We start from the raw sequence: 21,825 nt of genomic DNA on the forward strand, positions 1-21,825 counted from the left end.
TTTAATATAGCGATTCAAGCTAAACGCCTAATTTATGAAACTTGCGCACTTCTTTTTCTTTTTTTACTTTAGCTATTCCAAGCCACAGGCGGTCGGAAGAAGGTAAGCGCACAAAGAAAAAAAGCTCAACCAGATTTCTGAAAAAACCGCCAGTCATGGCGGTTTTTTTTTGCCACGAATTCAACCATTTGCACTTATTTATACTTGAAAGACACAGGAGAGAACATGCACCGTACCGATGATTTACGCATACGCGAAATGAAAGAACTGGTTCCACCTTCACATTTGATCCGTGAGTTTGCCTGTTCTGTCAAAGCCTCTGAAACTGCTGCGCACGCACGCACCGCCTTGCACGATATTCTGCATGGCAAAGATGATCGCCTGATGGTGGTGATAGGTCCTTGCTCGATTCACGATACCAAAGCTGCGATGGAATACGCACGTCGTCTGGCGGAACAGCGCACGCGTTTTGCCGGTGAGTTAGAAATTGTCATGCGCGTGTATTTCGAAAAACCGCGCACCACCGTCGGCTGGAAGGGCTTGATTAACGATCCCTACATGGATAACAGCTTCCGTATCAATGACGGCCTGCGTATCGCGCGTGAACTGCTACTGAACATCAATGAACTCGGCTTGCCTGCCGGTACTGAATTTCTCGATGTGATCAGCCCGCAGTATATTGCTGACCTGATCAGTTGGGGGGCCATCGGCGCCCGCACCACAGAATCGCAAGTTCACCGTGAACTGGCGTCTGGCTTGTCTTGCCCGGTCGGCTTTAAGAATGGCACCGATGGTAATGTAAAAATTGCGGTCGATGCGATCAAGGCCTCATCGCAGTCACATCACTTTTTATCCGTGACAAAAGGCGGTCATTCAGCGATTGTTTCGACCAATGGTAACGAAGATTGTCACATTATTCTGCGTGGCGGAAAAACGCCGAATTACGATGCAGCGAGTGTCGATGCGGCCTGCAAGGATATTGCGAAAGCCGGTCTGGCTGCGCGCCTGATGATCGATGCATCGCACGCCAACAGCTCGAAAAATCCGGCGAACCAGATTCCGGTCTGTGCGGATATCGGCGCTCAGCTTGCTGCTGGTGACACCCGTATTGTCGGCGTGATGGTTGAGTCACATCTGGTGGCCGGACGTCAGGATCTGGTTCCGGGTCAGGAGCTGGTGTATGGTCAGTCTGTGACCGACGGTTGTATCGACTGGGATTCCAGTGTCAAGGTATTGGAGGGTCTGGCAGCGGCGGTCAGACAGCGTCGCGTCGTTGAGGCGCAACCAGCGTAAGTGCTGCCTTATTGGTGTCTGTGACCCTGATCAGAAACGTTTGCTCAGGGTCATCTGATCGCCTTCGCGACGCATTTCCATGCGGTTCAGAAACGACATGCCCAGCAAAGGCATCGTCAGGCCTGCTTCGATGACGGACGCATCCACCTGATGTAATTCGATGTCACCGATCTTGATCGTATCGAGCTTGATCAGATACGTATTGACGACGCCACCAGCCGTATTGGCCCGTCCCATGCGACCCGCTTTGTAATTCAGACCGATGCGCGTTGCATCGGCGGCTGGCAAGGCGATCAGGCTGGCACCGGTATCGACCATCATATTCACACTGACGCCGTTGATCATGGCGGGGGCCATAAAATGCCCGCGATCACCCGCTTTCAGAACCACGCTGTTACCGCTGCTGGCGGCCGAGCGGTGCACGGTTTGCCCCATCACCAGCACGTAGCGTTTGCCGTTGCTGACGATGGTGGCGGATTCGCGATCTGCATCGACCAGTTTGGTGTCGCTGCTCAGCGCGCTGCCTACCGCATAAGCCTTGGGCGGCGCGCCATCGACAACCAGTATCGCCTTACCCGGGAATAAACCGACCACGCCGACATCCGTAGCGAAGGACGTCAGTGAACACAATAAAAGAGGCAGCAGGGCAAAGCGTTTCATGGTGACTTTCGGTGTGAGGTCGGAAGACGGAACGAAGCGGATATCATGGGGCATCGTGCAATATGGCTCAAGATTGCGCGATATTGCACAATAGCCGCAGCACAAATCAGTCGCGGAAATTATTAAATTCCAGCGGCAAATCTTTGATGTCCTTGCGCAGCAAAGCCATTGCTGCTTGCAGATCATCGCGCTTCGCGCCCTGAACACGCACCGCATCGCCTTGTATGCTGGCTTGCACTTTCATTTTGCTGTCTTTCAGCACTTTGACGATTTTCTTTGCGTCTTCGGTCTCAATGCCATTTTTGACCTTGATGACTTGCTTGACCTTGTCGCCGCCGATTTTTTCAACTTTACCGAAATCCAGGAAACGCACATCGACTTTACGTTTTCCCATGGTTTGCGTCAGCTCAGTAATAATCTGATCCAGATGGAATTCTGTATCGCCAAAAATCACGACTTCGCGCTCTTTATCTTTGAGTTCGATTTTGGCGCTGGTGCCTTTCATGTCGAAGCGATTGGTGATGACTTTGTTCGATTGCGTGACCGCATTCTTCACTTCTTCCATGTTTGCTTCAGAGACGGTATCAAATGAGGGCATAGTGCTTCCTTGGTGAAATAAATAAACGTGCGCCATTTTATCAAATGCGCGGCTGTCACAAAGCGCAGCAGCTATAATTTGCACCCTATGACGACGAATCTCTCTTTTTCCCGCGATGTTTCGCTGCAACCGTACAATACTTTTGGTATTGCGGCGCAGGCGAATTACTTTTTATCCGTGACCGATATAGACCAGTTAAAGGCGTTGCGCGACGACCCTGTGCTCACTGCAATGCCGCGTCTGATCTTAGGTGGCGGCAGTAATCTGGTGTTGTCGGATCAGGTTGATGCGCTGGTGCTGAAGATGGATTTACTCGGCAAATCCATCGTCGGTGAAGATGCTGAATTTGTTTATGTGCAGGCGCAGGCCGGTGAAAACTGGCACGCTTTCGTGCAATGGACGCTGGCGCTGGGCCTGGGCGGGCTGGAAAATTTATCCCTGATTCCCGGCACGGTTGGCGCGGCACCGATACAGAATATCGGCGCGTATGGCATGGAAGTGCAGGATGCTTTGTTTCAGCTAGAAGCATTTGATTTTGCCACTGGCGAGATGCTGGTGCTGGATAAGGCTGCGTGCCAGTTTGCCTACCGCGACAGTATTTTCAAACATGCGCTGAAAGACCGCGTGGCGATTACCAGCGTGCAGTTTGCGTTGCCCAAGCAATGGCAGCCTAAACTTGGTTACGCCGATGTCGCCAGATATCTGCAATTGCAAGCGATCAGCGCGCCTTCGCCACGCGCAATCAGCGATGCGATTATCGCGATACGTCAGGCGAAATTGCCCGATCCGCAGGTGATTGGCAATGCCGGCAGTTTTTTCAAAAATCCGCTGGTGAGCGCGGCACAGCGCGATGCGCTATTGCTGAACTATCCTGATCTGGTCAGTTATCCGCAAGCGTCAGGCGAGTACAAACTGGCGGCAGGCTGGCTGATAGAGCGTTGCGGCTGGAAAGGAAAAAATCTGGGACGTGCCGGTGTCTATGAAAAGCAGGCCTTGGTGCTGGTGAACCGGGGCGGTGCAAGCGGTGCAGAAGTGCGCGCGCTGGCACAGGCGTTGCAGGCGGATGTGCTGGCGAAGTTTGCGGTCACGCTGGAAATTGAGCCGGTGTTTGTCTGATTTCTGTCTGACGGCAGCAGCACAGAACGGTGTCGGCTAAGCTCAAGATGCCGTTCATTTCCGCACCGGTTTCAGCACACCTTTCAACGCGGATTTCAACATCCATTTCAGCGCAGATCAAGCAGGCTGAAAATCTGATGCATTCGCCGTATTTTTTGTCGAAATACGGATACTCCCCCTCTTTTTTAATGAAATCGCCTTTATCTCAGCATAAATAAAGGGCTTCAAAATATACTGGGGGGAGAATATTTAAGGCCTTTTGGAGCATCTTTGGCCGTATTTTGGCACTATCGGGCAAATTCAAAACCATGCTGACCGCAAAGTCTCATGTGCTGACACGGTTCAACGATCGCAACCCATGCTTTTTAAATCCTTGTCGGCGTTGCCCGCATTGCCGGCCTGACGCAGGCTGACCAGCGCTTCACGTACCTTATCGCACATCGCTTTTTTACGCGCCGCTTCGCCATTGTCAGGCGCACTTGCAGGTGCGGCTTTTTCGTTGGCAGCAGGTGCCGAGGCCGACGTTGGTGTCGCTGGCGCTGCAGGTTTGGCGGCATTCATTGCACGCTGTTTTTCATCCATGCATTCTTTTTCAACCGCCGCCCGTACATCCGCAGCATTGCCACGTTGCGCGTAAATTTCATTGATCAGTTTCTTGCGCTCTTCGGTGCCGGCTTCAGACAAAACACGCTCTTGCGTCGCACCGGCTTCACGCATCCAGATAATTTTTTTAGCATCTTCACCACGCAAGCGACACGACGCATCGACCACCGGTTTATTCGTATTGTCTGTGGTGGCGAGCTTGCCTAAGATCTGCTCTTTCTGGCCTTTGTCGCAGGGTTTGTCCTGATATGAATTGCCGCAGCGATACAGGGTTTGCGCCTGCGCACCCGTTGTCATACTGAGAACCAGCAGCAAGCTGCCGAGCACGGTTGAGGCTGAGAATAGTTCGCGTCGTGTCTTCATAGTGACTCCTGTAGTCCAAATGCAGAGAGGTGCCATCCGTGCACCTCTCTTTGCTTTACTGCGGTTGGATTCAGCCTTTACTTCTGGCTTCGATGGTTTCCCATTTATCCAGCGCTGTCAGCAATTCCTCATCGATCTCGGCAAAACGCGCATTCAATTTATTTGCTTCGTCCGGTCCATTTTTATACAAGTCAGCATCGGCGAGTTGCGCGGTAATCGCGGCTTGCTCTGCTTCCAGTTGCGCGATCAGCTTAGGTAATTCTTCTAACTCGCGTTGCTCTTTGTAGCTGAGCTTTTTGGCTTTCGCGGCGGCGGGTACATTTGCGGTCGCTGCTGTATTGGCGACATTGGCGGTTGGTTTGCTGTCCGCTTTCGCCGCGGATTTGGCGACGGAATTGCTGTAACGTTCCCAGTCGCTGTAACCGCCGATATATTCGCGCCACTGGCCTTCACCTTCAGAAACGATCACTTGCGTGACGACGTTGTCGAGGAAAGTCCGGTCATGGCTGACCAGGAACACGGTGCCGGTATATTCTTCGAGCAATTCTTCGAGCAATTCCAGCGTGTCGATATCAAGATCATTCGTCGGTTCATCGAGCACCAGCACGTTCGCTGGTTTGGCGAACAGACGTGCCAGCAACAGGCGGTTGCGTTCGCCGCCGGATAAAGATTTGACCGGTGAACGGGCGCGTTCCGGTGCAAACAGGAAATCGCCCAGATATGACATCACATGCTTGCGCTGGCCGTTGATTTCAACAAAATCACTGCCCGGCGCAATCGTTTCTGCCAGGCTCATTTCATCGTTTAACTGCGCGCGCATCTGATCGAAATACGCGATCTGCAATTTGCTGCCTTGCTTGATGGTGCCGCTATCCGGTGTTTCCTGACCGAGTATCAGTTTCAGCAAGGTGGTTTTACCGGCGCCGTTCTGACCGATCAGACCGATCTTATCGCCGCGCATGATGATGCTGGAAAAATCTCTGACGATGACTTTCTCGCCAAACGATTTGCTGACGTTTTCCAGCTCGGCGACGATCTTGCCGGAACGCTCGCCCGTGGTGACATCGAGCTTGACCTGGCCTTGCAATTCACGTCGCGCGCTGCGTGCCAGACGCAATTGTTCCAGACGTTTGACGCGACCTTCATCGCGCACGCGGCGCGCTTTCACACCTTTGCGTATCCAGATTTCTTCCTGCGCTAAAAATTTATCAAACTTGGCATTTTCGACTTCTTCATTTTCCAGCTGCTCTGCTTTGCGGGTCTGATAAGTGGTGAAATTGCCGGGATATGAAGTCAGCTTGCCGCGATCGAGTTCAACGATGCGGGTCGCCACGTTGTCAAGGAAACTACGGTCATGCGTGATGAACAGCACGCTGCCTTTGAAATCTTTCAGCAAACCTTCGAGCCACTGAATCGAGGAAAAATCCAGATGATTGGTCGGTTCATCGAGCAACAATACATCCGGCGCACTGACCAGCGCGCAGGCCAGCGCCACCCGCTTTTTCATCCCGCCTGACAATGTACCCATAATCGCGTCTTTACCGAGATTGAGTTTATCCAGCGTGGTTTCGACTTTATTGCCGAGGCTCCAGGCATCGGCGGCATCCAGCTTGACCTGGATATCATGCATGCGCTCCATCAGCGCGTCATCATTATCGCCACCGAATTGGCCGGTCAGGCTTTCATATTCTTGCAACAGCGCAGGCAATTCACCGAGGCCGGATGCCACTGCGTCAAACACGCTGATGTTCTGGTCAAATTGCGGTTCCTGTTCCACATACGCGATTTTCAGACCTTGTTGCTGCACCAGCAGGCCATCATCGATTTTTGAAGTGCGGGCGATAATTTTCAGCAAAGAAGATTTGCCGGTGCCGTTACGGCCGATCAGACCGACGCGCTCGCCGGTTTCAAGAGAAAACTCTGCATGATCGAGCAGAGCAACGTGACCGAATGCCAATTGGGCATCGCTTAATGAGATAACTGCCATAAATACCTGTGAGATCAGTACGGCAGATCATGCCGGACTACATTGGAGAAAACCCGTATTGTACGACAGGCAGCGCAGCGCTTAGCGATCTTGATTCGTCTTTGACTGAAGCTTGATACGGCCTTGATTGATTGTTAGGGGCTGCTCAGGTAAGATGGCGGGCTTGCTGAACTGCGCCTGTCGCTGTTCACACCGTGTCTCGCCGTAGTTCAATGGATAGAACGTATGCCTCCTAAGCGTAAGATACAGGTTCGATTCCTGTCGGCGGGACCAGTCCTGGCACATCTCATTCCTCAACGTAATCAACGTAATCAAAGTAATCAAAGTAATCAAAGTAATCAAAGTAATCAAAGTAATCAAAGTAATCAACGTACTTTTCCCTCTGTTGTAGTGATTAGCGGTCAGCGTTGATCGCCAATGATGCGCTGCTGATTCGTTAAATATTATTTCCTACTGGCAATCAGCCATTGCTGCGGATGAATATCCTATAGAATCAAACGATTGCATCCATAAACATAAAAACAATGCAACGCTGATTTTTAATCATCTGTCAAATTTAGCGATGTTATTCCGGTGGCTTTTTTCAGCTTATTTTTCGCTTTTAGCGGCATGCGCATTTTCAGCCACGAGCGTGCCGGCCAGAGCGTTCCTTCACGTTCCCAGCGCAGTGGGCTGATTCAGCCATCATCACTGAGTATCAAACATAAAGAGCACCGTCATGAACCAGTCCAGTATCTCTCGCCAGAATGCCTTGATCGAAGCGCTCAACCGTGTGCAGGCGATTATCGAATTTGACCTGCAAGGCAATATCCTGCATGCGAATGAATTATTTCTCTCAACGATGGGCTACACGCGTGACGAAGTGGTCGGCCAGCATCATAAGATTTTTTGCGAACCGGCTTATGTCAACGGCATAGGATATAGCCAGTTCTGGAGTAAGTTAGCCAAGGGCGAAACGTATTCGGGTGAATTTCATCGCTACGGTAAAGACGGCAAAACAGTCTGGTTACATGCGTCTTACAACCCCATCATGGGCGACGATGGCAAGCCAGCACGCATCGTCAAATTTGCGACCGACATCACCGCTGAAAAATTACGACGCGCGAACGATGAGGGAAAAATCAATGCGATAGACCGCGCGCAGGCGGTTGTTGAATTTTCTCTTGATGGCAGAGTGTCGGCGGCGAATCAGAATTTTCTGCAGATTTTCGGCTACAACATCGAACAGATAACGGGGCAGCATCATCGCCTGTTTTGCACGCAGGACGAAGCGCGTTCTGTCGAATATCTGAATTTCTGGGAACGCCTCGGGCGCGGAGAATTTGATGCCGGTGTGTATCGACGGCTCGATGTGCATGGCAAGGATGTCTGGATACAGGCGTCCTACAACCCGGTGTTTGATCCGGATGGCAAGCCCTACAAGATCGTGAAGTTTGCGACCGATATAACAGAGCTGCGTACCAGGCAGGCAGAATCTGAGGGCAAGCAAAATGCGATTTCCCGTTCGCAAGCGGTGATTGAATTCGATTTACAGGGAAATATCCTGACGGCGAATGCTAATTTTTTGCGTACTTTCGGCTTTACCGAACAGGAAATCATCGGCCAGCACCATAAAATTTTTTGTGAAGCCGCACTGGTCAAGTCGTTGGAATACCGGCATTTCTGGGCGGATCTGGCGGATGGACAGTTTAAAAGCGGACGCTATAAACGGATAGGAAAACACGACGCAGAAGTCTGGATACAGGCAACCTACAATCCTATCCTTGATCTGGAAGGCAAGCCGTACAAGGTCGTGAAATATGCGGTGGATATTACCGAGCAGGTGGATAGAGAAAACCTGATTTCAGAAAAAGTCGAATCGATCACGCGCATACTTGATGAACTGTCCGCATCAATCGACAGTATTTCCAAAAGTTCTGAACACTCGAATGATCTGGCGCAGAAAACGCAGCAACATGCGGCCGACGGCAGCGGCGTGCTGAAGCGTTCGCAAGAAGCGATACAGGCGATACAGAAATCGTCAAACGACATCAACGAAATTATCAACACAATTGCCGATATCGCCAGCCAGACCAATTTGCTGGCGTTTAATGCGGCGATCGAAGCCGCACGCGCTGGCGAGCAAGGGCTGGGCTTTTCCGTGGTGGCTGACGAAGTACGTAAGCTGGCAGAGAAATCGACGCTGGCAGCACGCGAGATCGCCAAGCTGATCACGCAAACCGTGACGCGGGTGGATGAGGGCGGACGCTTGTCGGAACAGGTCGGCGATTCGTTTGCGCGGATTCTCGATTCCATGAATAACACCACACAATCGATCGCCGCTATTTACGGCGCGACCAGCGAGCAGGCGGATGCGACCCGCAACGTCGTGAACTTGCTCAACGAATTGAATCAATCGACGGAGCGCCTGTGACCCTTGCCGCAACATCGGTAGCGTTGAACGGCGCGCATCGCAACGACAGCAGCCTGAGCATGACATTCTGCCGGCTTGGTGACCTGCGTTTTGCGGTGCCACTGAACGATGTCGTGCAGGCGATCCGGCAGCCGCAACTGACGCTGTTGCCACGTCGCGATCAGGCGATTGCCGGTGTGTTTGTGTATAGACAGCAGAGCATCCCATTGCTCGATTTGCGGCGTTGGTTACCGTGGCCGGACGAACGCGACGAGTTGCCGGGACAGATATTGTTATTGAAGCAGAATGCGCATCTGGTCGGTGTGGCGATTGATCAGGTTGAAGGTTTGCAGCGCGTCCCTGGCAGTCAGATTCAGCGCGTGGTTCAGCGTGAGGATGAGGAAGAATTGTTTCATTCCACCGTCAGTATTGCCGCTGGTGAACAAGAGTCGCAGGCTCTGGGTCTGCTTGATGTTGATGCACTGATCCGGCTGTCACAGGTATGGAGTGCGGCGGATGAGGAGTTCGCGACTTCCAGCGCAGCGGCCGATAGCGAATTGGCCGCAACTGCTGCCGTTGACGCAGGCTCAGCCTCAGCCAGCACAGTGCCGCATGCATTGTTTGAGCTTGCCGGACAGGTGCTGGCGATTCCCGCTGCCGATGTTGCCGCTGTGATTTCCATGCCCGTCGTTACCACGATATTAGGACGCCATCCGGCGTGGCTGGGCATGACCATCTGGCGCGAACGTGATGTGCCGGTGTTGCGCACGATGGCGGCATTAGGCTTACCACCGCAAGCAGCGGACGAATCTGCACACGACACGACGGCATCAGCGCAAGAAAACTTGCTGGTGATACTGGGCAGTGAGGGGCGTTATGCGGGCTTACCGGTGCAGGTCGCCCGCGCGGTGACGCCACTCGATACCAGCGCAGCGCAAACGGCTGCCAGTGCTGGTTTACCTGTCAACACCGTATTACGCGGCGTGTTGCATCTGAATGCGGCGGAACGCTTATTGCTGGTCGATGGCGCTGAACTGGTGAATACATGTTCCCTGAGTGCGCTGAGCCAGAAAGCAGAGAGTGCCAGACAAGACCAGCAAAACCAGCAACCAGATCAACAGAGTCAGACGGACCTGGATGCTGCGTTACAAGCGCATGTGGTGGTGCAGGGCGGACGTGCCTGGGCGGTCGGCATGCGCTGGCTGGAGGCCATCGTTTATTTTCCGGCTCAGCTTGATACAAATACTGCGGGACACCCGGCGCAGTTGGGTAACTTTATCTGGAATCAGCAGACCCTGGCCTTGTGGGATTTGCGTATGCTGAGCAATCAGACGCCAACGCCGGATAGCCCGGAACGCCGCGTGCTGATCATGCGTATCGACGGCATGCTGATCGGGCTTGCAGTTGAACAGTTGCTGATACTGTTACCCGCCAGAAGCGGCAAAATTGCGGCATTTGGGCGGCGTCAAAGTGGCGTCACTCAGATCATCACCGTCCGCGATCAGGATCAGGAAAAAACTTACAGCATTCTGAATCCGGCAGAATATTTACCTTTGCAGCAGGCGCTGGCATCCTGAACGCTGACGCAAAATCGCTGCCACGTCGTTTTCCATGCCCCGTCTGATGGCAACTATTTTGCCTCTGCCCTCATCCTTTATTTACTGAAAATAGGGGGAGTATCTGCGATTTCATGCTGATTGTCGGCATGAAATAAAGGGTGTAAAAAATACTCCCCCCAGTATATTTTCATTAAAAAACCTCAATTCAGCGATCTCAAGGGCCTTACCGGCGCGGTGTTAATCCGGCGATCTGGCATCGATGTTTGAGTCAAATCACAACGCAGTCCATTGCTGCTCGACCAGCAGGCTGTCGCCGGAATAAATCCTGCCGGTGAACATTGCGCCGCGCTGTACTGGTCCCACACCTTTTGGTGTGCCCGTCATCAGGATGTCGCCATCATTGAGGCTCATAAAACTCTGTATCGATGCCAGCAATTGCAGCGGCTTGAACAGCATCAGCGGTGTGCCGCCCTGTTGTGCGAGCTGCCCGTTCATCAGCAGCTCCAGTCGTAAAGCGTCCAGATTGCCGTCAAAGCGCACGAAGCGGCTGAACACTGCCGAGCCATCAAATGCTTTTGCCCGTTCCCACGGTAAGCCTTGTTTTTTCAGGCTGGTCTGCACCGCGCGGCGGGTCAGATCGAGGCCGAAGCCGACCGCATCGATCTTGCCATTGTGCAGCAGAAAGCTGATTTCACCTTCGTAATGAATATCGTCGCCATCCGAGCGCAGGTCATCAGACAGAGCCGAATTTGGTTTGACAAAAATCACGGGTTCCGTCGGGACTTCATTATCGAGTTCGGCGATGTGCTCGACATAATTGCGGCCGGCGCAGACGATTTTGGATGGCACGATGGCCTGATTTTCGCGTATTACGGTATGCATGTTGACTCCTGAATTTCTGTCGTCAAAGCGAGCAGTTTAATTGATGCAAGAAACTTTCTCAGCGTTGCGCCAATGCGAGTTTGGCTGCGAGTAAGGCAAACACAGTCGCTGCGCTGCGATTGAGCCAGCGCTGTGCTTGTGCCGAGCGGCGCAAACGCTGACCAACACTTGCGGCGAACCAGGCGATGCCGCCAAAGGTGATCAGCGTCGCGACGATGAAAATAGCGCCAAGCTGAAAAAACTGCGGCGCTATCGCACCACGTTCCGCCGATACAAACTGCGGCAGCAACGCGAGGAAAAATAACACGACTTTAGGATTCGTCAGGTTCATGATAATGCCGCGCAAATACAATTGTGCCGGACGCATGACTGGCGCGCTGTTGCCTGCCGTATCGCCGACCGGAGCATGAAATGCGCCCCACGCCAGATACGCAAGATAAGCTGCACCGACGAATTTGAGAACAAGAAATGCGGTTGCCGAGGCGGCAAACAGAGCGGCCAACCCCATCGCAATGGCGCAGGTGTGGACGATGATGCCGCTACTGAGACCGAAGACGACCAGCATGCCTGCTTTGCGTCCCTGCGTTGCCGATTGCATCAGCACGAACAGGTTATCGGGGCCGGGCGTCAGTCCCAGCAAAATTGAAATACCAAAGAAAGTCAGTGCGGTTTGTAAAGTCAGCATGGCATCGTCCGGAAAAAGTACACAGGCAAATCAACATTATCTGCGATTTGCCTTCAACCGGGTATCTGATGTCATGCAGAAATTACAGAGAGTGGCGGCGTCTTTCCGGATGAGTCAGGACACGACCACTGGTGACTGGATCGACATCATTGGCCTGCAGGTATTCCAGTGCGCAACTGGTGCCGTGGCTTTGTTGCAGGCGGATTGCTGTTTCTACATACGCTGCAGTGCGCAGATCGTGGCGCTGAGCGTCAATATTGTCGATACCGGTCAGCGGTGTGGCAGACGCGGGGAAATCAGGAATAGAGGTAATACCGTGGCGGTGCATGTCAGACTCCATAATCAATCCAGCCGCGACATCGTTCTTATGCCCTCTTACTGTTACGGACATTCATCATGCAACTGGTGATGGTAATAAGATTGCTGTAACGGGATGGATATTCAATAAGTGGGTATCCGGGAAACACGCTCACATTATAAATCCATCAAGGGCAGAAAGATTGCGCGGCATCAACATCCCGGCAAGCCGCTGCGAGAGAGGGGGGTAGCCAGGATGTTATGACTTGATTCTTGAGTCAGGTTTGACAGGCACTCATGCTTACAGCGCCGTACGCAGGGCGAACAATTCCGGAAACAGCACCACATCCAACATTTTGCGCAGATAGCTGACGCCAGCCGTGCCGCCGGTGCCGGTTTTGAAGCCGATAATGCGTTCTACCGTTGTCACATGACGGAAGCGCCAGATGCGGAATGCGGTTTCCATATCGACCAGCTTTTCTGCCAGCTCATATAAAGACCAGTGCTGTTCCGGCGCACGATAGACTTGCAGCCATGCCTCTTTGACGGATTCGTTGGATGTCGTCGATTGTGTCCAGTCGGCTTGCAAGCGCTCAGCATCAATCACCAGACCCTGACGTGCCATCAGCATGATTGCTTCATCGTAAATCGATGGCGTGTGCAGCGCATCGCTCAGCGTGGCATGGATCGCCGGTTTGCTTTCATGCACGCTCAGTAAAGCCGCATTCTTATTGCCGAGCAGGTATTCCAGTTCGCGGTACTGATGCGATTGAAAGCCGGATGACGCACCAAGGTAAGGGCGGATCGCCGTGTATTCACTCGGCGTCATCGTTGCCAGTACATCCCAGGCATGTACCAGCTGATCCATGATGCGGGCGACGCGTGACAGCATTTTGAATGCGGGCGGCAAATCATTATTGCGTATCTGTACCCGCACCGCATGCAGCTCGTGCAGCATCAGCTTGATCCAGAGTTCGCTGGTCTGGTGTTGGACGATAAACAGCATTTCATTATGATTCGGCGAGCGCGGATGTTGCGCCGTCAGTATCTGATCCAGCCCCAGATAGTCGCCGTAACTCATGTCATTCGAAAAATCCATTTGTGCGCCATGCCATGACATCGGGCATTTGCCTGCGCTGGTATTGTCGTTACTCATTGTGTTCCTCTTTTTTATCGTTGCTGTTGCCTGGTCTGCTGACTTGTCTGCCCAGTTGTCTTTATCACCGCTGTGATCAGGTCACGGCATGGCGTTTGGCATGCAGATCGTAATCTTCGCGATCAAGGATGTCGCGCAAGCTGGCAACGGCGTCCCACACATCGACATAACGCACGTACAAAGGTGTGAAGCCAAAACGCATGATGCCCGGCTCGCGGTAGTCGCCGATCACACCGCGTTCTATCAAGGCCTGGATAATCGCGTAAGCATGCGGATGATGGAAACTGGCCTGGCTGCCGCGCTGCTGATGAGAACGCGGCGTGACCAGTTCCAGCGGATGTGCGGCGCACTGGCTTTCAACCAAGGCGATAAATAAATCGGTCAGCGCCAGCGATTTTTCGCGTATCGCCTGCATCGTGGTTTTGCCGAAGATATCGAGACCACAGCCGACCAGCGCCAGCGAGACCATAGGCTGCGTACCGCACAGCGCGCGGCGGATACTGGCCGTTGGTTCAAAATGTGGCTGCATTGCGAACGGGCGTGCATGTCCCCACCAGCCCGACAGCGGATGCTGAAATGCGGCCTGATGGCGTTGCGGTACCCAGATGAAAGCCGGGGCACCGGGGCCGCCGTTCAGATATTTATAAGTGCAGCCAACCGCGAAATCGGCCTGAGCTGCATTCAGTTCCACAGGCACCGCACCGGCAGAATGCGCCAGATCCCATAAGGCCAGCGCGCCATGCTGATGTATCAGGGCGGTCACCGCGCGCATGTCGTGCAGATAGCCGGTGCGGTAATTCACATGCGTCAGCATCACCAGCGCGGTTTTTTCATTGATCACCGCAGGCAATTCATCGGGGGAATCTATTAGTTGTATCTGATAGCCGCGATCCAGCCAGCGGGTGATACCCTCGGCCATGTAAATATCGGTGGGGAAATTACTGCGCTCGGTGATGATGACTTTGCGTTGCGCGTCGCCAGACTGCATTTGCAACGCGGCGCTGATGGCTTTGAACAGATTAATGGAAGTCGAATCGGTGACGACCACTTCTTCCGGCTGCGCACCGATCAGCGGTGCGAGCTGATTTCCCAGCGTGGACGGCAGATCGAACCAGCCCGCTTTATTCCAGCTTTTGATCAGATCGGTGCCCCATTCTTGCGCGATCACTTCCTGCGCTCTTTGCAGCGATGCTTTCGGGCGCGCGCCGAGAGAATTTCCATCGAGGTAAATAACGCAGTCCGGCAAAAGAAATTCATCGCGTAAAGCGGCCAGCGGATCTTGTCGATCAAGTTGCTCGCAGGCTGCGCGGCTGTGGGCTAGGGTCATGTTCATCTCCTGGAAATAATAGTGAGCGTGTTGATGCGTTCGTGTTTTTTGCGTTGCTTATTGCGTCGATTATTGTGTTGATTTATCGCAGCGCCCTGAGTACCGCCCGCACCGGGCTGGCATCGAGTCCCGCGAGTTTTAAGGGCAGGCAGATCAGTTCATAATCGCCTTCCGGCACTTCATCGAGAACAATGCCTTCCAAAATCGCCATCTGATGCTGTTTCATGCGCAGATGCGCATCCAGCGTTTTGGATTCCTGCGGGTCGAAAGACGGGCTGTCGATGCCGATCAGCCTGACGCCATGCTGCGCTAGCAGATCGATGGTTGCCGGGGCAATGCTGGGAAAATCCGCATCCCATTGCATCTGCGGTGCTTGCAGATAGGTGCGGAACAGCACGCGTGGCGGCAGATTGTGCAGATAGTCGCTGACGTGTTCCGGTAAAACCTGCGCCACGCCCAGACTATGAATCACGCGGCAGGCACCGATATAGGTCTCAAGCGCGACCTGATCAATGGATTTACCGTCAACATCGTAATGCGAAGGCGCATCGCAGTGCGCGCCGGTGTGGGTGGACATCGTGATCTTGCTGACTTTGACTGGACAGCCGTCGGCAATTTGCCAGGTGGTTTCAGCGCTGTAAGCACTGTCGCCCGGCCAGACCGGAATGCCCGGTTGTATCGCCGGTGTGATGTCCCATAAGCGGGGCATTTCAGGCAGCTTAGACAGATCAGACATAGCAAACTCCTCAACAGAACAGGCAGAGATTTTATGCCGGATTGCCTGAATAATTGTTGCAAATCACAATATCAAAAACGGTGTCGCTAGAATATACTGCGAATAAATGAAGATTATTTGATGAAAATTGCGAATGTGCGTTTGTGCGTCGCGCAAATACACCAGAAAACAGGAAAATCATGCAACTCGACGCGACCGATCTGAAAATTCTCGATTACCTGCAAAGCGATGGCCGTATCAGCAACCAGGAGTTGGCGGATAAAGTGTTTCTGTCGCCCTCATCCTGCCTGCGGCGGGTGCGTATGCTGGAAGAGGCTGGCGTCATTCATCACTATTGCGCCGTGATCGACACCGAAAAAGTCGGGCTGGAGGTGGATGCGTTTGTACAGGTGACGATGCGGCGCGATGTCGAACAATGGCATGAGAGTTTTTCGCAAGCCTTGCAGCAGTGGCCGGAAGTAACCGGTTCCTACATCATCACCGGCGACGCCAATTACCTGCTGCGCGTGCGCGCCCGCAATCTGAAACACTATTCCAGCTTCGTTCTGGAACGCCTCTACAAAACCACAGGCGTGCTGGATATCCGCTCGAACATCGTTTTGCAGACGCTGAAAGATACGCAGCAGATTGACACTGCTTTGCTCGCAGAATAAGCCAATTTCAGGGGAGTATCTTTGATTTTCGCCTTATTCTCAGTATAAACAAAGGGCTTTTAAATATACTCCCGGGAGTATATTTTTGCCTCCGGAAGCTGTTTGACAGGCTTATTTACTCTGTAACAGCGCTTTCAGTATTCCTGCTGCCGGGCCTTGATTGTTCCAGGTCTGGGTCAGATCAAGGTCGCCGTTGGTGCTGACCAGAATCAGGATGTGACCGTTTTGGATATCGAGCAAATTCAGTATCCGCACCCCGGCGATCCAGCCCTGACGTTCGACAATGGTGGTGGGTTTGCGCTCATCAGCGCCTTTGAACGGATAGACCCAGACGCCGAGTGCACCGCCGGTGGCATTCGGCTTCAGCATGTCAGCACGGGCGGCGGGCGACAGCAGTTTGCCCGCAATGAAGGCGCGGTCAAAGGCGAGTAAGTCTTGCAAGCTGCCATACGACGAGCCTGCCGCGCCGTAACTGGCGAAATTCACTTCCGGTTCGGCTTTCCCACCCAGTGTGCCGTGCACGTGGGCCGGGTTGTCCGGCATCGCGGCGTTGTACATGCCGGCGCTTTTCATACCTGAAGGCTGGAACAGGCGTTTTTGGAGTAATTGGGAAAAAGGCTGACCGCTGATTTTTTCCAGCAAGGCACCGAGCACAAGATAATCGCAGTTGTTGTAATCAAACGTGCTGCCGGGCGCACTCTTCATTGGTCCTGCGCAGATGCCGCTCGCGAAGGCCTGCATGTTGTCGCCCTGATTGGCATTGCGCATGTGAAACGTAGGCTCGGCGTTTTCATTGTACAGGCCGGAATAATGCGTCAACAGTTGCCGCAGCGTGATCTGGCGCGCCTGCGGATTCGGATAATCAGGCCAATACTTTCCCAGCGGCTGATCGAGTTGCAAACGTCCGGCATCCACTTCCTGCAGTATCAGTATCGCGGTCATTTGCTTGGTGATCGAGGCGAAACGGAAAGGGCGTTGCAGATCAGCAAAGTCGGTGCTGTTTTTTTGCAGCAAAATTTTATCGCCGCGCGCTGCCAGTATCGCACCGCGGAAACCGCTGGCAAACAACTGGCTGGCGGCGGTTTCCAGCGCATCAGGCTGTTTTGCCGCGACATTCTGGGCGGATAGAGAACTCAACAGACTCAGAACGATGAGGGCGCTGCTGCGCAGGAAGTGACTAAGGTGACAGAGGCGGGGCATAGCTCTACTCCGGGAACAGATCAGAATCCGCAGTGTAACAAATCACGGTAAAAACGGAAGATTGTGCAGTGCAGGATAGGTGTCGCGATATAATGCCGCACCATGAATTTACTCAAAACTCTTGCTTCTATCAGCGGCATGACGATGTTGTCGCGTATTACAGGCCTGGCGCGCGACATTCTGATTAACAGCCAGTTCGGTGCGAATGCACTGTCCGATGCATTCAATATCGCGTTCCGTATTCCGAATCTTTTACGCCGTTTATTTGCCGAAGGCGCGTTTGCGCAAGCCTTTGTGCCGATTCTGGCCGAATATAAAGTCAGACAGGGCGAAGAAGCGACGAAGGCGTTGGTCGATCATGTCGCGACCTTGCTGACCTGGGCTTTGCTGCTGACCTGCGCGGCTGGTATTGTCGGTGCGCCGGTGATTTTATATGTGGCGGCGAACGGTTTGCTTGACCGGCCGGATGTATTTAATGCCAGCGTGGTGATGACGCGCATCATGTTCCCTTACATCGGTTTCATGTCGATGGTGGCGCTGGCTGGCGGTATTTTAAATACCTGGCGCGAATTCAAAATACCGGCTTTTACGCCGGTGATTTATAACCTGACCTCGATTGCAGGCTCTTTGTGGCTGTCACGTTTTCTTGAGCAACCGATCTATGCGCTGGCGATTGCGGTGTTCGTCGGCGGCGTGCTGCAAATGGCGATCCAGGTACCGGCCTTGGTCAAAATCGGTATGTTGCCACGCATAGGCTGGCGGCCGCATACCGCATGGCAGGACGAAGGCGTGCGCCGCATTGTGCGCAATATGCTGCCAGCAATATTGGCCGTCTCGGCGTCGCAGATCAGTATTCTGATCAACACCAGTCTGGCCTCCAAAATGGTTGCTGGCAGCACCAGCTGGCTGGCCAGCGCAGATCGTTTAATGGAATTTCCAACCGCGTTGCTCGGTGTGGCCTTAGGCACAATCTTGTTGCCGGGCTTGTCGAAGGCCAATGCCGATGGCGATACCACCGAGTATTCAGCGTTGCTCGATTGGGGCTTACGTTTGACTTTCCTGCTGGCGATGCCTGCCGCCGTGGCGCTGGCGACGATACCCGAAGCGTTGACCGCCACCTTGTTCCATCATGGTAAATTTGACGATCATGCGGTGCAGATGACGTCGCATGCCCTGATTTCTTATGGCATCGGTCTGATTGGTCTGATCGTGGTGAAAATTCTGGCACCGGGCTTTTACGCACGGCAGGATATACGCACGCCAGTCAAAATCGCGCTGACCGTGATGATCGCAACGCAATTGCTGAATCTGGTGTTTGTGCCTTTGTTCGCGCATGCCGGTCTGGCTTTATCGGTCGGGCTCGGCGCTTGTGTTAATGCGCTGTTGCTGTTTATCGGCTTGCGTCGCCGCGGTATTTTCCATCCCAAAAAAGGCTGGCTGATGTTCCTGATCAAACTGGTTGCGGCATTAATGCTGATGGCGGCGGTGTCGTCATGGATGTCGGATCAGATACACTGGCTGGCAATGAAACAGACGCCGCTATTGCGCGCAGGTGCTTTGTTCGTACTGATCCTGGTATCGGCCACCGCGTATTTCGGTGCGCTGGCGGTGATGGGCTTTCGCCCGAAAGATTTCCGGAAAACAGCGAAGGTCTGATGTTGGTGATCGTAATAAAAAAAGGGATGCCGTGGCATCCCTTTTTTTATTGATTCAGCGCTGTATCGATCAGATGAAATGGCAAACGTAATCGAGGGTTTCCAGCGTTTCGATTTCGAAGCTGGAATTGGCTGGCACCTGAAATTGCTGGCCGCCTTCATATACTGACCATTCGCTGTCGCCTTTGACGCGGATGCGGCATTTGCCTGCGTTCAGTTCCATGATTTCAGCCGCGCCTGTATTGAATATCAGGCTGGATGGGAAAATCACGCCTATGGTTTTTTTTGTGCCGTCAGCCAGCAATACTGTGTGTGAAACACATTTGCCGTCGAAGTAAATATTCGCTTTTTTTACGACACTGACCTGGTCGAATTGAGTTGTCATGTTGTTCTGTTCCAAAAAAACAGCCCGCATAAAAAGCGGGCTGAGTTGCATTGATAAAAGCGGGTGTATTTCCTGATTACTGACCGCGTTTTGCGCGGGCATTTGCTGCAATACGCATACGCAATGCGTTGAGCTTGATGAAGCCACCAGCATCCGCCTGGTTGTAAGCGCCGCCGTCTTCATCAAAAGTAGCAATGTTCATGTCGAACAGAGAATCTGTTTTGGAATCACGCGATACGGTGATCACATTGCCTTTGTACAGCTTGACGCGTACCCAGCCGTTGACCGTTTGTTGCGTCTGGTCGATCAGCGTTTGCAGAGCGATACGCTCTGGTGCCCACCAGTAGCCGTTGTAAATCATGCTGGCGTAACGTGGCATCAGATCATCTTTCAGATGCGCGACTTCGCGATCCAGTGTGATCGATTCTATCGCACGATGCGCACGCAGCATGATGGTGCCGCCTGGCGTTTCGTAGCAACCACGGGATTTCATACCGACATAACGGTTTTCCACCAGATCGAGACGGCCGATACCGTGTTTGCCGCCGAGACGGTTTAATTCGGTCAGAACCGCCGCAGGTGACAGGCGTTTGCCATTCAGGGCGACGATGTCGCCGCGTTCAAATTCGATGTCCAGATATTCCGGTGCATCTGGTGCTGCTTCCGGGCTTACTGTCCAGCGCCACATCGATTCTTCGGCTTCAGCACTTGGGTTTTCAAGGTGGCGACCTTCAAAACTGATGTGCAGCAGATTCGCATCCATCGAATACGGTGCGCCGCCGTTTTTATGTTTCTGGTCGATTTCTATGCCTGCGTCTTCTGCATATTTCATCAGTTTTTCGCGGGACAATAAATCCCATTCGCGCCATGGTGCAATGATCTTCACGCCCGGCATCAGCGCATAAGCACCGAGTTCGAAACGCACCTGATCATTACCTTTGCCAGTCGCACCGTGCGAGATCGCATCGGCACCGGTTTCTTTAGCGATTTCGATCAGGCGTTTGGCGATCAGCGGACGGGCAATCGATGTGCCGAGCAGATATTCACCTTCGTAAATCGTGTTGGCGCGGAACATAGGGAAAACGAAATCGCGCACGAATTCTTCACGCACGTCGTCGATATAAATGTTTTCAGGCTTGATGCCGAATTTAATGGCTTTGGCACGTGCCGGCTCCAGCTCTTCACCCTGGCCCAGATCGGCAGTGAAGGTCACGATTTCGCATTGATAATTGTCTTGCAGCCATTTCAGAATGACTGAGGTATCCAGACCGCCGGAATAGGCGAGGACGACTTTTTTAATATCGCTCATAGTGTGCTTTCAAAATGTCTATTTAAAACGGTGTGTGCTTGATCCGGCTTAGCTGATTTCGCCAACAACCAGATATTCTAATAAAGCTTTTTGTACGTGCAGACGGTTTTCTGCTTCATCCCAGACCACAGACTGCGGGCCATCGATCACGCCAGCTGATACTTCTTCGCCGCGATGAGCCGGCAGGCAATGCATGAACAGCGCATCCGCATTGGCGCGCGCCATTTTTTCTTCATCCACAATCCAGCCGTCAAATGCTTGCAGACGCGCCTGATTTTCGGCTTCGTAACCCATGCTGGTCCAGACATCGGTATTCACCAGATCGACTCCGGCACAGGCATCAGATGGATTGTCGAACAAGGTGTACTGCGATGGATCTGCACTGACCAGCGACATATCCATGTCGTAGCCTTTGGGTGTCGAAATATGCAGATGGAAATTGAATATCTGGGCGGCTTGCAGCCACGAATACAGCATGTTGTTCGCGTCACCTATCCATGCGACTTTTTTGCCCGTGATAGAACCGCGATGTTCGATGTAGGTGAACACGTCGGCCAGTACCTGGCAAGGATGGTGCTGGTTGGTTAAACCGTTGATGACAGGCACGCGCGAATTGGCCGCAAATTTTTCTATCATCTCTTGTTCGAATGTGCGGATCATGATGATGTCGCACATACGGGACATGACCTGACCTGCGTCTTCGACAGGTTCGCCGCGACCAAGCTGACTGTCACGCGTATTCAGATAAATTGCCGCGCCGCCGAGCTGATGCATGCCAGCTTCAAATGACAGACGGGTACGGGTGGAATTTTTCTCGAAAACCATCACCAGCGTTCTGTCGAGCAGAGGGTGATAGGTCTGATAAGCTTTGAACCGTTGTTTGATGATGCGCGCACGTTGCATCACATATTCAAATTCGGTCAGCGTGAAATCGGAAAATTGCAGGAAGTGTTTGATAGCCATAAATAA

The 21,825-nt window shown here is 52.9% G+C and carries 21 protein-coding genes and 1 tRNA gene; 7 read left to right on the top strand and 15 right to left on the bottom strand.

Going from position 1 to position 21,825, the window contains the following annotated elements; genetic code table 11:
* Nucleotides 1–19: 19 nt before the first annotated feature.
* Nucleotides 20–157, bottom strand: a complete 138-nt coding sequence (locus H8K38_RS02540; protein ID WP_186883193.1) for a hypothetical protein — start codon at nt 155–157, stop codon at nt 20–22.
* Nucleotides 158–225: 68 nt separating this feature from the next.
* Here H8K38_RS02540 and aroG point away from each other — a divergent pair, with 68 nt between their 5' ends.
* On the top strand, nt 226–1,293 hold the full coding sequence (aroG, locus tag H8K38_RS02545) for a 3-deoxy-7-phosphoheptulonate synthase AroG (protein WP_186883194.1): 1,068 nt from the start codon (nt 226–228) through the stop codon (nt 1,291–1,293).
* A gap of 30 nt (nt 1,294–1,323) precedes the next feature.
* Here the strand turns inward: aroG and H8K38_RS02550 are convergent, their stop codons facing one another.
* Both H8K38_RS02550 and H8K38_RS02555 read right to left on the bottom strand, forming a co-directional pair.
* Entirely contained in the window at nt 1,324–2,007 is a 684-nt protein-coding gene (locus tag H8K38_RS02550) for a TIGR02281 family clan AA aspartic protease (protein ID WP_255422794.1), read from the bottom strand.
* A 52-nt stretch (nt 2,008–2,059) separates the two neighbouring features.
* A complete protein-coding gene (locus H8K38_RS02555; RefSeq protein ID WP_186883195.1) occupies nt 2,060–2,551 on the bottom strand; it encodes a YajQ family cyclic di-GMP-binding protein in 492 nt (163 codons plus the stop codon).
* Between the two features lie 87 nt (nt 2,552–2,638).
* Here H8K38_RS02555 and murB point away from each other — a divergent pair, with 87 nt between their 5' ends.
* Nucleotides 2,639–3,667 (top strand): UDP-N-acetylmuramate dehydrogenase, encoded by a 1,029-nt coding sequence (murB, locus tag H8K38_RS02560; RefSeq protein WP_186883196.1) that lies wholly within the window; start codon nt 2,639–2,641, stop codon nt 3,665–3,667.
* A gap of 342 nt (nt 3,668–4,009) precedes the next feature.
* Here murB and H8K38_RS02565 read toward each other — a convergent pair whose 3' ends face one another.
* Both H8K38_RS02565 and H8K38_RS02570 read right to left on the bottom strand, forming a co-directional pair.
* On the bottom strand, nt 4,010–4,633 hold the full coding sequence (locus H8K38_RS02565) for a hypothetical protein (RefSeq protein ID WP_186883197.1): 624 nt from the start codon (nt 4,631–4,633) through the stop codon (nt 4,010–4,012).
* A 70-nt stretch (nt 4,634–4,703) separates the two neighbouring features.
* Nucleotides 4,704–6,620: an ATP-binding cassette domain-containing protein gene (locus H8K38_RS02570; RefSeq protein ID WP_186883198.1), complete on the bottom strand. Its 1,917-nt coding sequence runs from the start codon at nt 6,618–6,620 to the stop codon at nt 4,704–4,706.
* Nucleotides 6,621–6,818: 198 nt separating this feature from the next.
* Between H8K38_RS02570 and H8K38_RS02575 the strand changes: the two genes are divergently transcribed.
* From H8K38_RS02575 to H8K38_RS02585, 3 genes are all read left to right on the top strand, one after another.
* Nucleotides 6,819–6,893 (top strand) — tRNA-Arg (locus H8K38_RS02575).
* Between the two features lie 445 nt (nt 6,894–7,338).
* Nucleotides 7,339–9,033, top strand: coding sequence for a PAS domain S-box protein (locus H8K38_RS02580; protein WP_186883199.1), 1,695 nt, complete (start codon nt 7,339–7,341; stop codon nt 9,031–9,033).
* Nucleotides 9,030–10,589 (top strand): chemotaxis protein CheW, encoded by a 1,560-nt coding sequence (locus tag H8K38_RS02585; RefSeq protein WP_186883200.1) that lies wholly within the window; start codon nt 9,030–9,032, stop codon nt 10,587–10,589. Before H8K38_RS02580 ends, H8K38_RS02585 begins: the two co-directional genes overlap by 4 nt.
* A gap of 255 nt (nt 10,590–10,844) precedes the next feature.
* On the opposite strand, the gene H8K38_RS02590 is transcribed toward H8K38_RS02585, so the two are convergent.
* From H8K38_RS02590 to kynB, 6 genes are all read right to left on the bottom strand, one after another.
* The gene (locus H8K38_RS02590) at nt 10,845–11,453 is read right to left on the bottom strand and encodes a fumarylacetoacetate hydrolase family protein (protein ID WP_186883201.1); all 609 of its coding nucleotides are present in this window, start codon (nt 11,451–11,453) and stop codon (nt 10,845–10,847) included.
* Between the two features lie 58 nt (nt 11,454–11,511).
* Nucleotides 11,512–12,138, bottom strand: a complete 627-nt coding sequence (locus H8K38_RS02595; protein ID WP_186883202.1) for a LysE family translocator — start codon at nt 12,136–12,138, stop codon at nt 11,512–11,514.
* Between the two features lie 82 nt (nt 12,139–12,220).
* Nucleotides 12,221–12,478, bottom strand: a complete 258-nt coding sequence (locus H8K38_RS02600) for a hypothetical protein (protein ID WP_186883203.1) — start codon at nt 12,476–12,478, stop codon at nt 12,221–12,223.
* A 258-nt stretch (nt 12,479–12,736) separates the two neighbouring features.
* Nucleotides 12,737–13,591 (bottom strand): tryptophan 2,3-dioxygenase, encoded by an 855-nt coding sequence (kynA, locus tag H8K38_RS02605; RefSeq protein ID WP_186883204.1) that lies wholly within the window; start codon nt 13,589–13,591, stop codon nt 12,737–12,739.
* Nucleotides 13,592–13,667: 76 nt separating this feature from the next.
* On the bottom strand, nt 13,668–14,918 hold the full coding sequence (gene kynU, locus H8K38_RS02610) for a kynureninase (protein ID WP_186883205.1): 1,251 nt from the start codon (nt 14,916–14,918) through the stop codon (nt 13,668–13,670).
* Between the two features lie 82 nt (nt 14,919–15,000).
* Nucleotides 15,001–15,627, bottom strand: coding sequence for an arylformamidase (kynB, locus tag H8K38_RS02615; protein WP_186883360.1), 627 nt, complete (start codon nt 15,625–15,627; stop codon nt 15,001–15,003).
* Nucleotides 15,628–15,833: 206 nt separating this feature from the next.
* Between kynB and H8K38_RS02620 the strand changes: the two genes are divergently transcribed.
* Nucleotides 15,834–16,307, top strand: a complete 474-nt coding sequence (locus H8K38_RS02620) for an Lrp/AsnC family transcriptional regulator (RefSeq protein ID WP_186883206.1) — start codon at nt 15,834–15,836, stop codon at nt 16,305–16,307.
* A gap of 111 nt (nt 16,308–16,418) precedes the next feature.
* On the opposite strand, the gene H8K38_RS02625 is transcribed toward H8K38_RS02620, so the two are convergent.
* Nucleotides 16,419–17,507, bottom strand: a complete 1,089-nt coding sequence (locus tag H8K38_RS02625) for a serine hydrolase (RefSeq protein WP_186883207.1) — start codon at nt 17,505–17,507, stop codon at nt 16,419–16,421.
* A gap of 102 nt (nt 17,508–17,609) precedes the next feature.
* Between H8K38_RS02625 and murJ the strand changes: the two genes are divergently transcribed.
* Nucleotides 17,610–19,163, top strand: a complete 1,554-nt coding sequence (gene murJ / locus H8K38_RS02630; protein ID WP_186883208.1) for a murein biosynthesis integral membrane protein MurJ — start codon at nt 17,610–17,612, stop codon at nt 19,161–19,163.
* Nucleotides 19,164–19,232: 69 nt separating this feature from the next.
* On the opposite strand, the gene H8K38_RS02635 is transcribed toward murJ, so the two are convergent.
* The 3 genes from H8K38_RS02635 to argF all read right to left on the bottom strand — a co-directional run bounded on the left by H8K38_RS02635 (nt 19,233) and on the right by argF (nt 21,819).
* A complete protein-coding gene (locus H8K38_RS02635) occupies nt 19,233–19,547 on the bottom strand; it encodes a pyrimidine/purine nucleoside phosphorylase (protein WP_186883209.1) in 315 nt (104 codons plus the stop codon).
* A 76-nt stretch (nt 19,548–19,623) separates the two neighbouring features.
* Nucleotides 19,624–20,856 (bottom strand): argininosuccinate synthase, encoded by a 1,233-nt coding sequence (locus H8K38_RS02640; RefSeq protein ID WP_186883210.1) that lies wholly within the window; start codon nt 20,854–20,856, stop codon nt 19,624–19,626.
* Between the two features lie 48 nt (nt 20,857–20,904).
* Nucleotides 20,905–21,819, bottom strand: coding sequence for an ornithine carbamoyltransferase (gene argF / locus H8K38_RS02645; RefSeq protein WP_186883211.1), 915 nt, complete (start codon nt 21,817–21,819; stop codon nt 20,905–20,907).
* Nucleotides 21,820–21,825: the final 6 nt, after the last annotated feature.

This window comes from Undibacterium sp. FT79W, from assembly GCF_014284215.1.
Lineage (GTDB): Bacteria > Pseudomonadota > Gammaproteobacteria > Burkholderiales > Burkholderiaceae_D > Undibacterium > Undibacterium aquatile.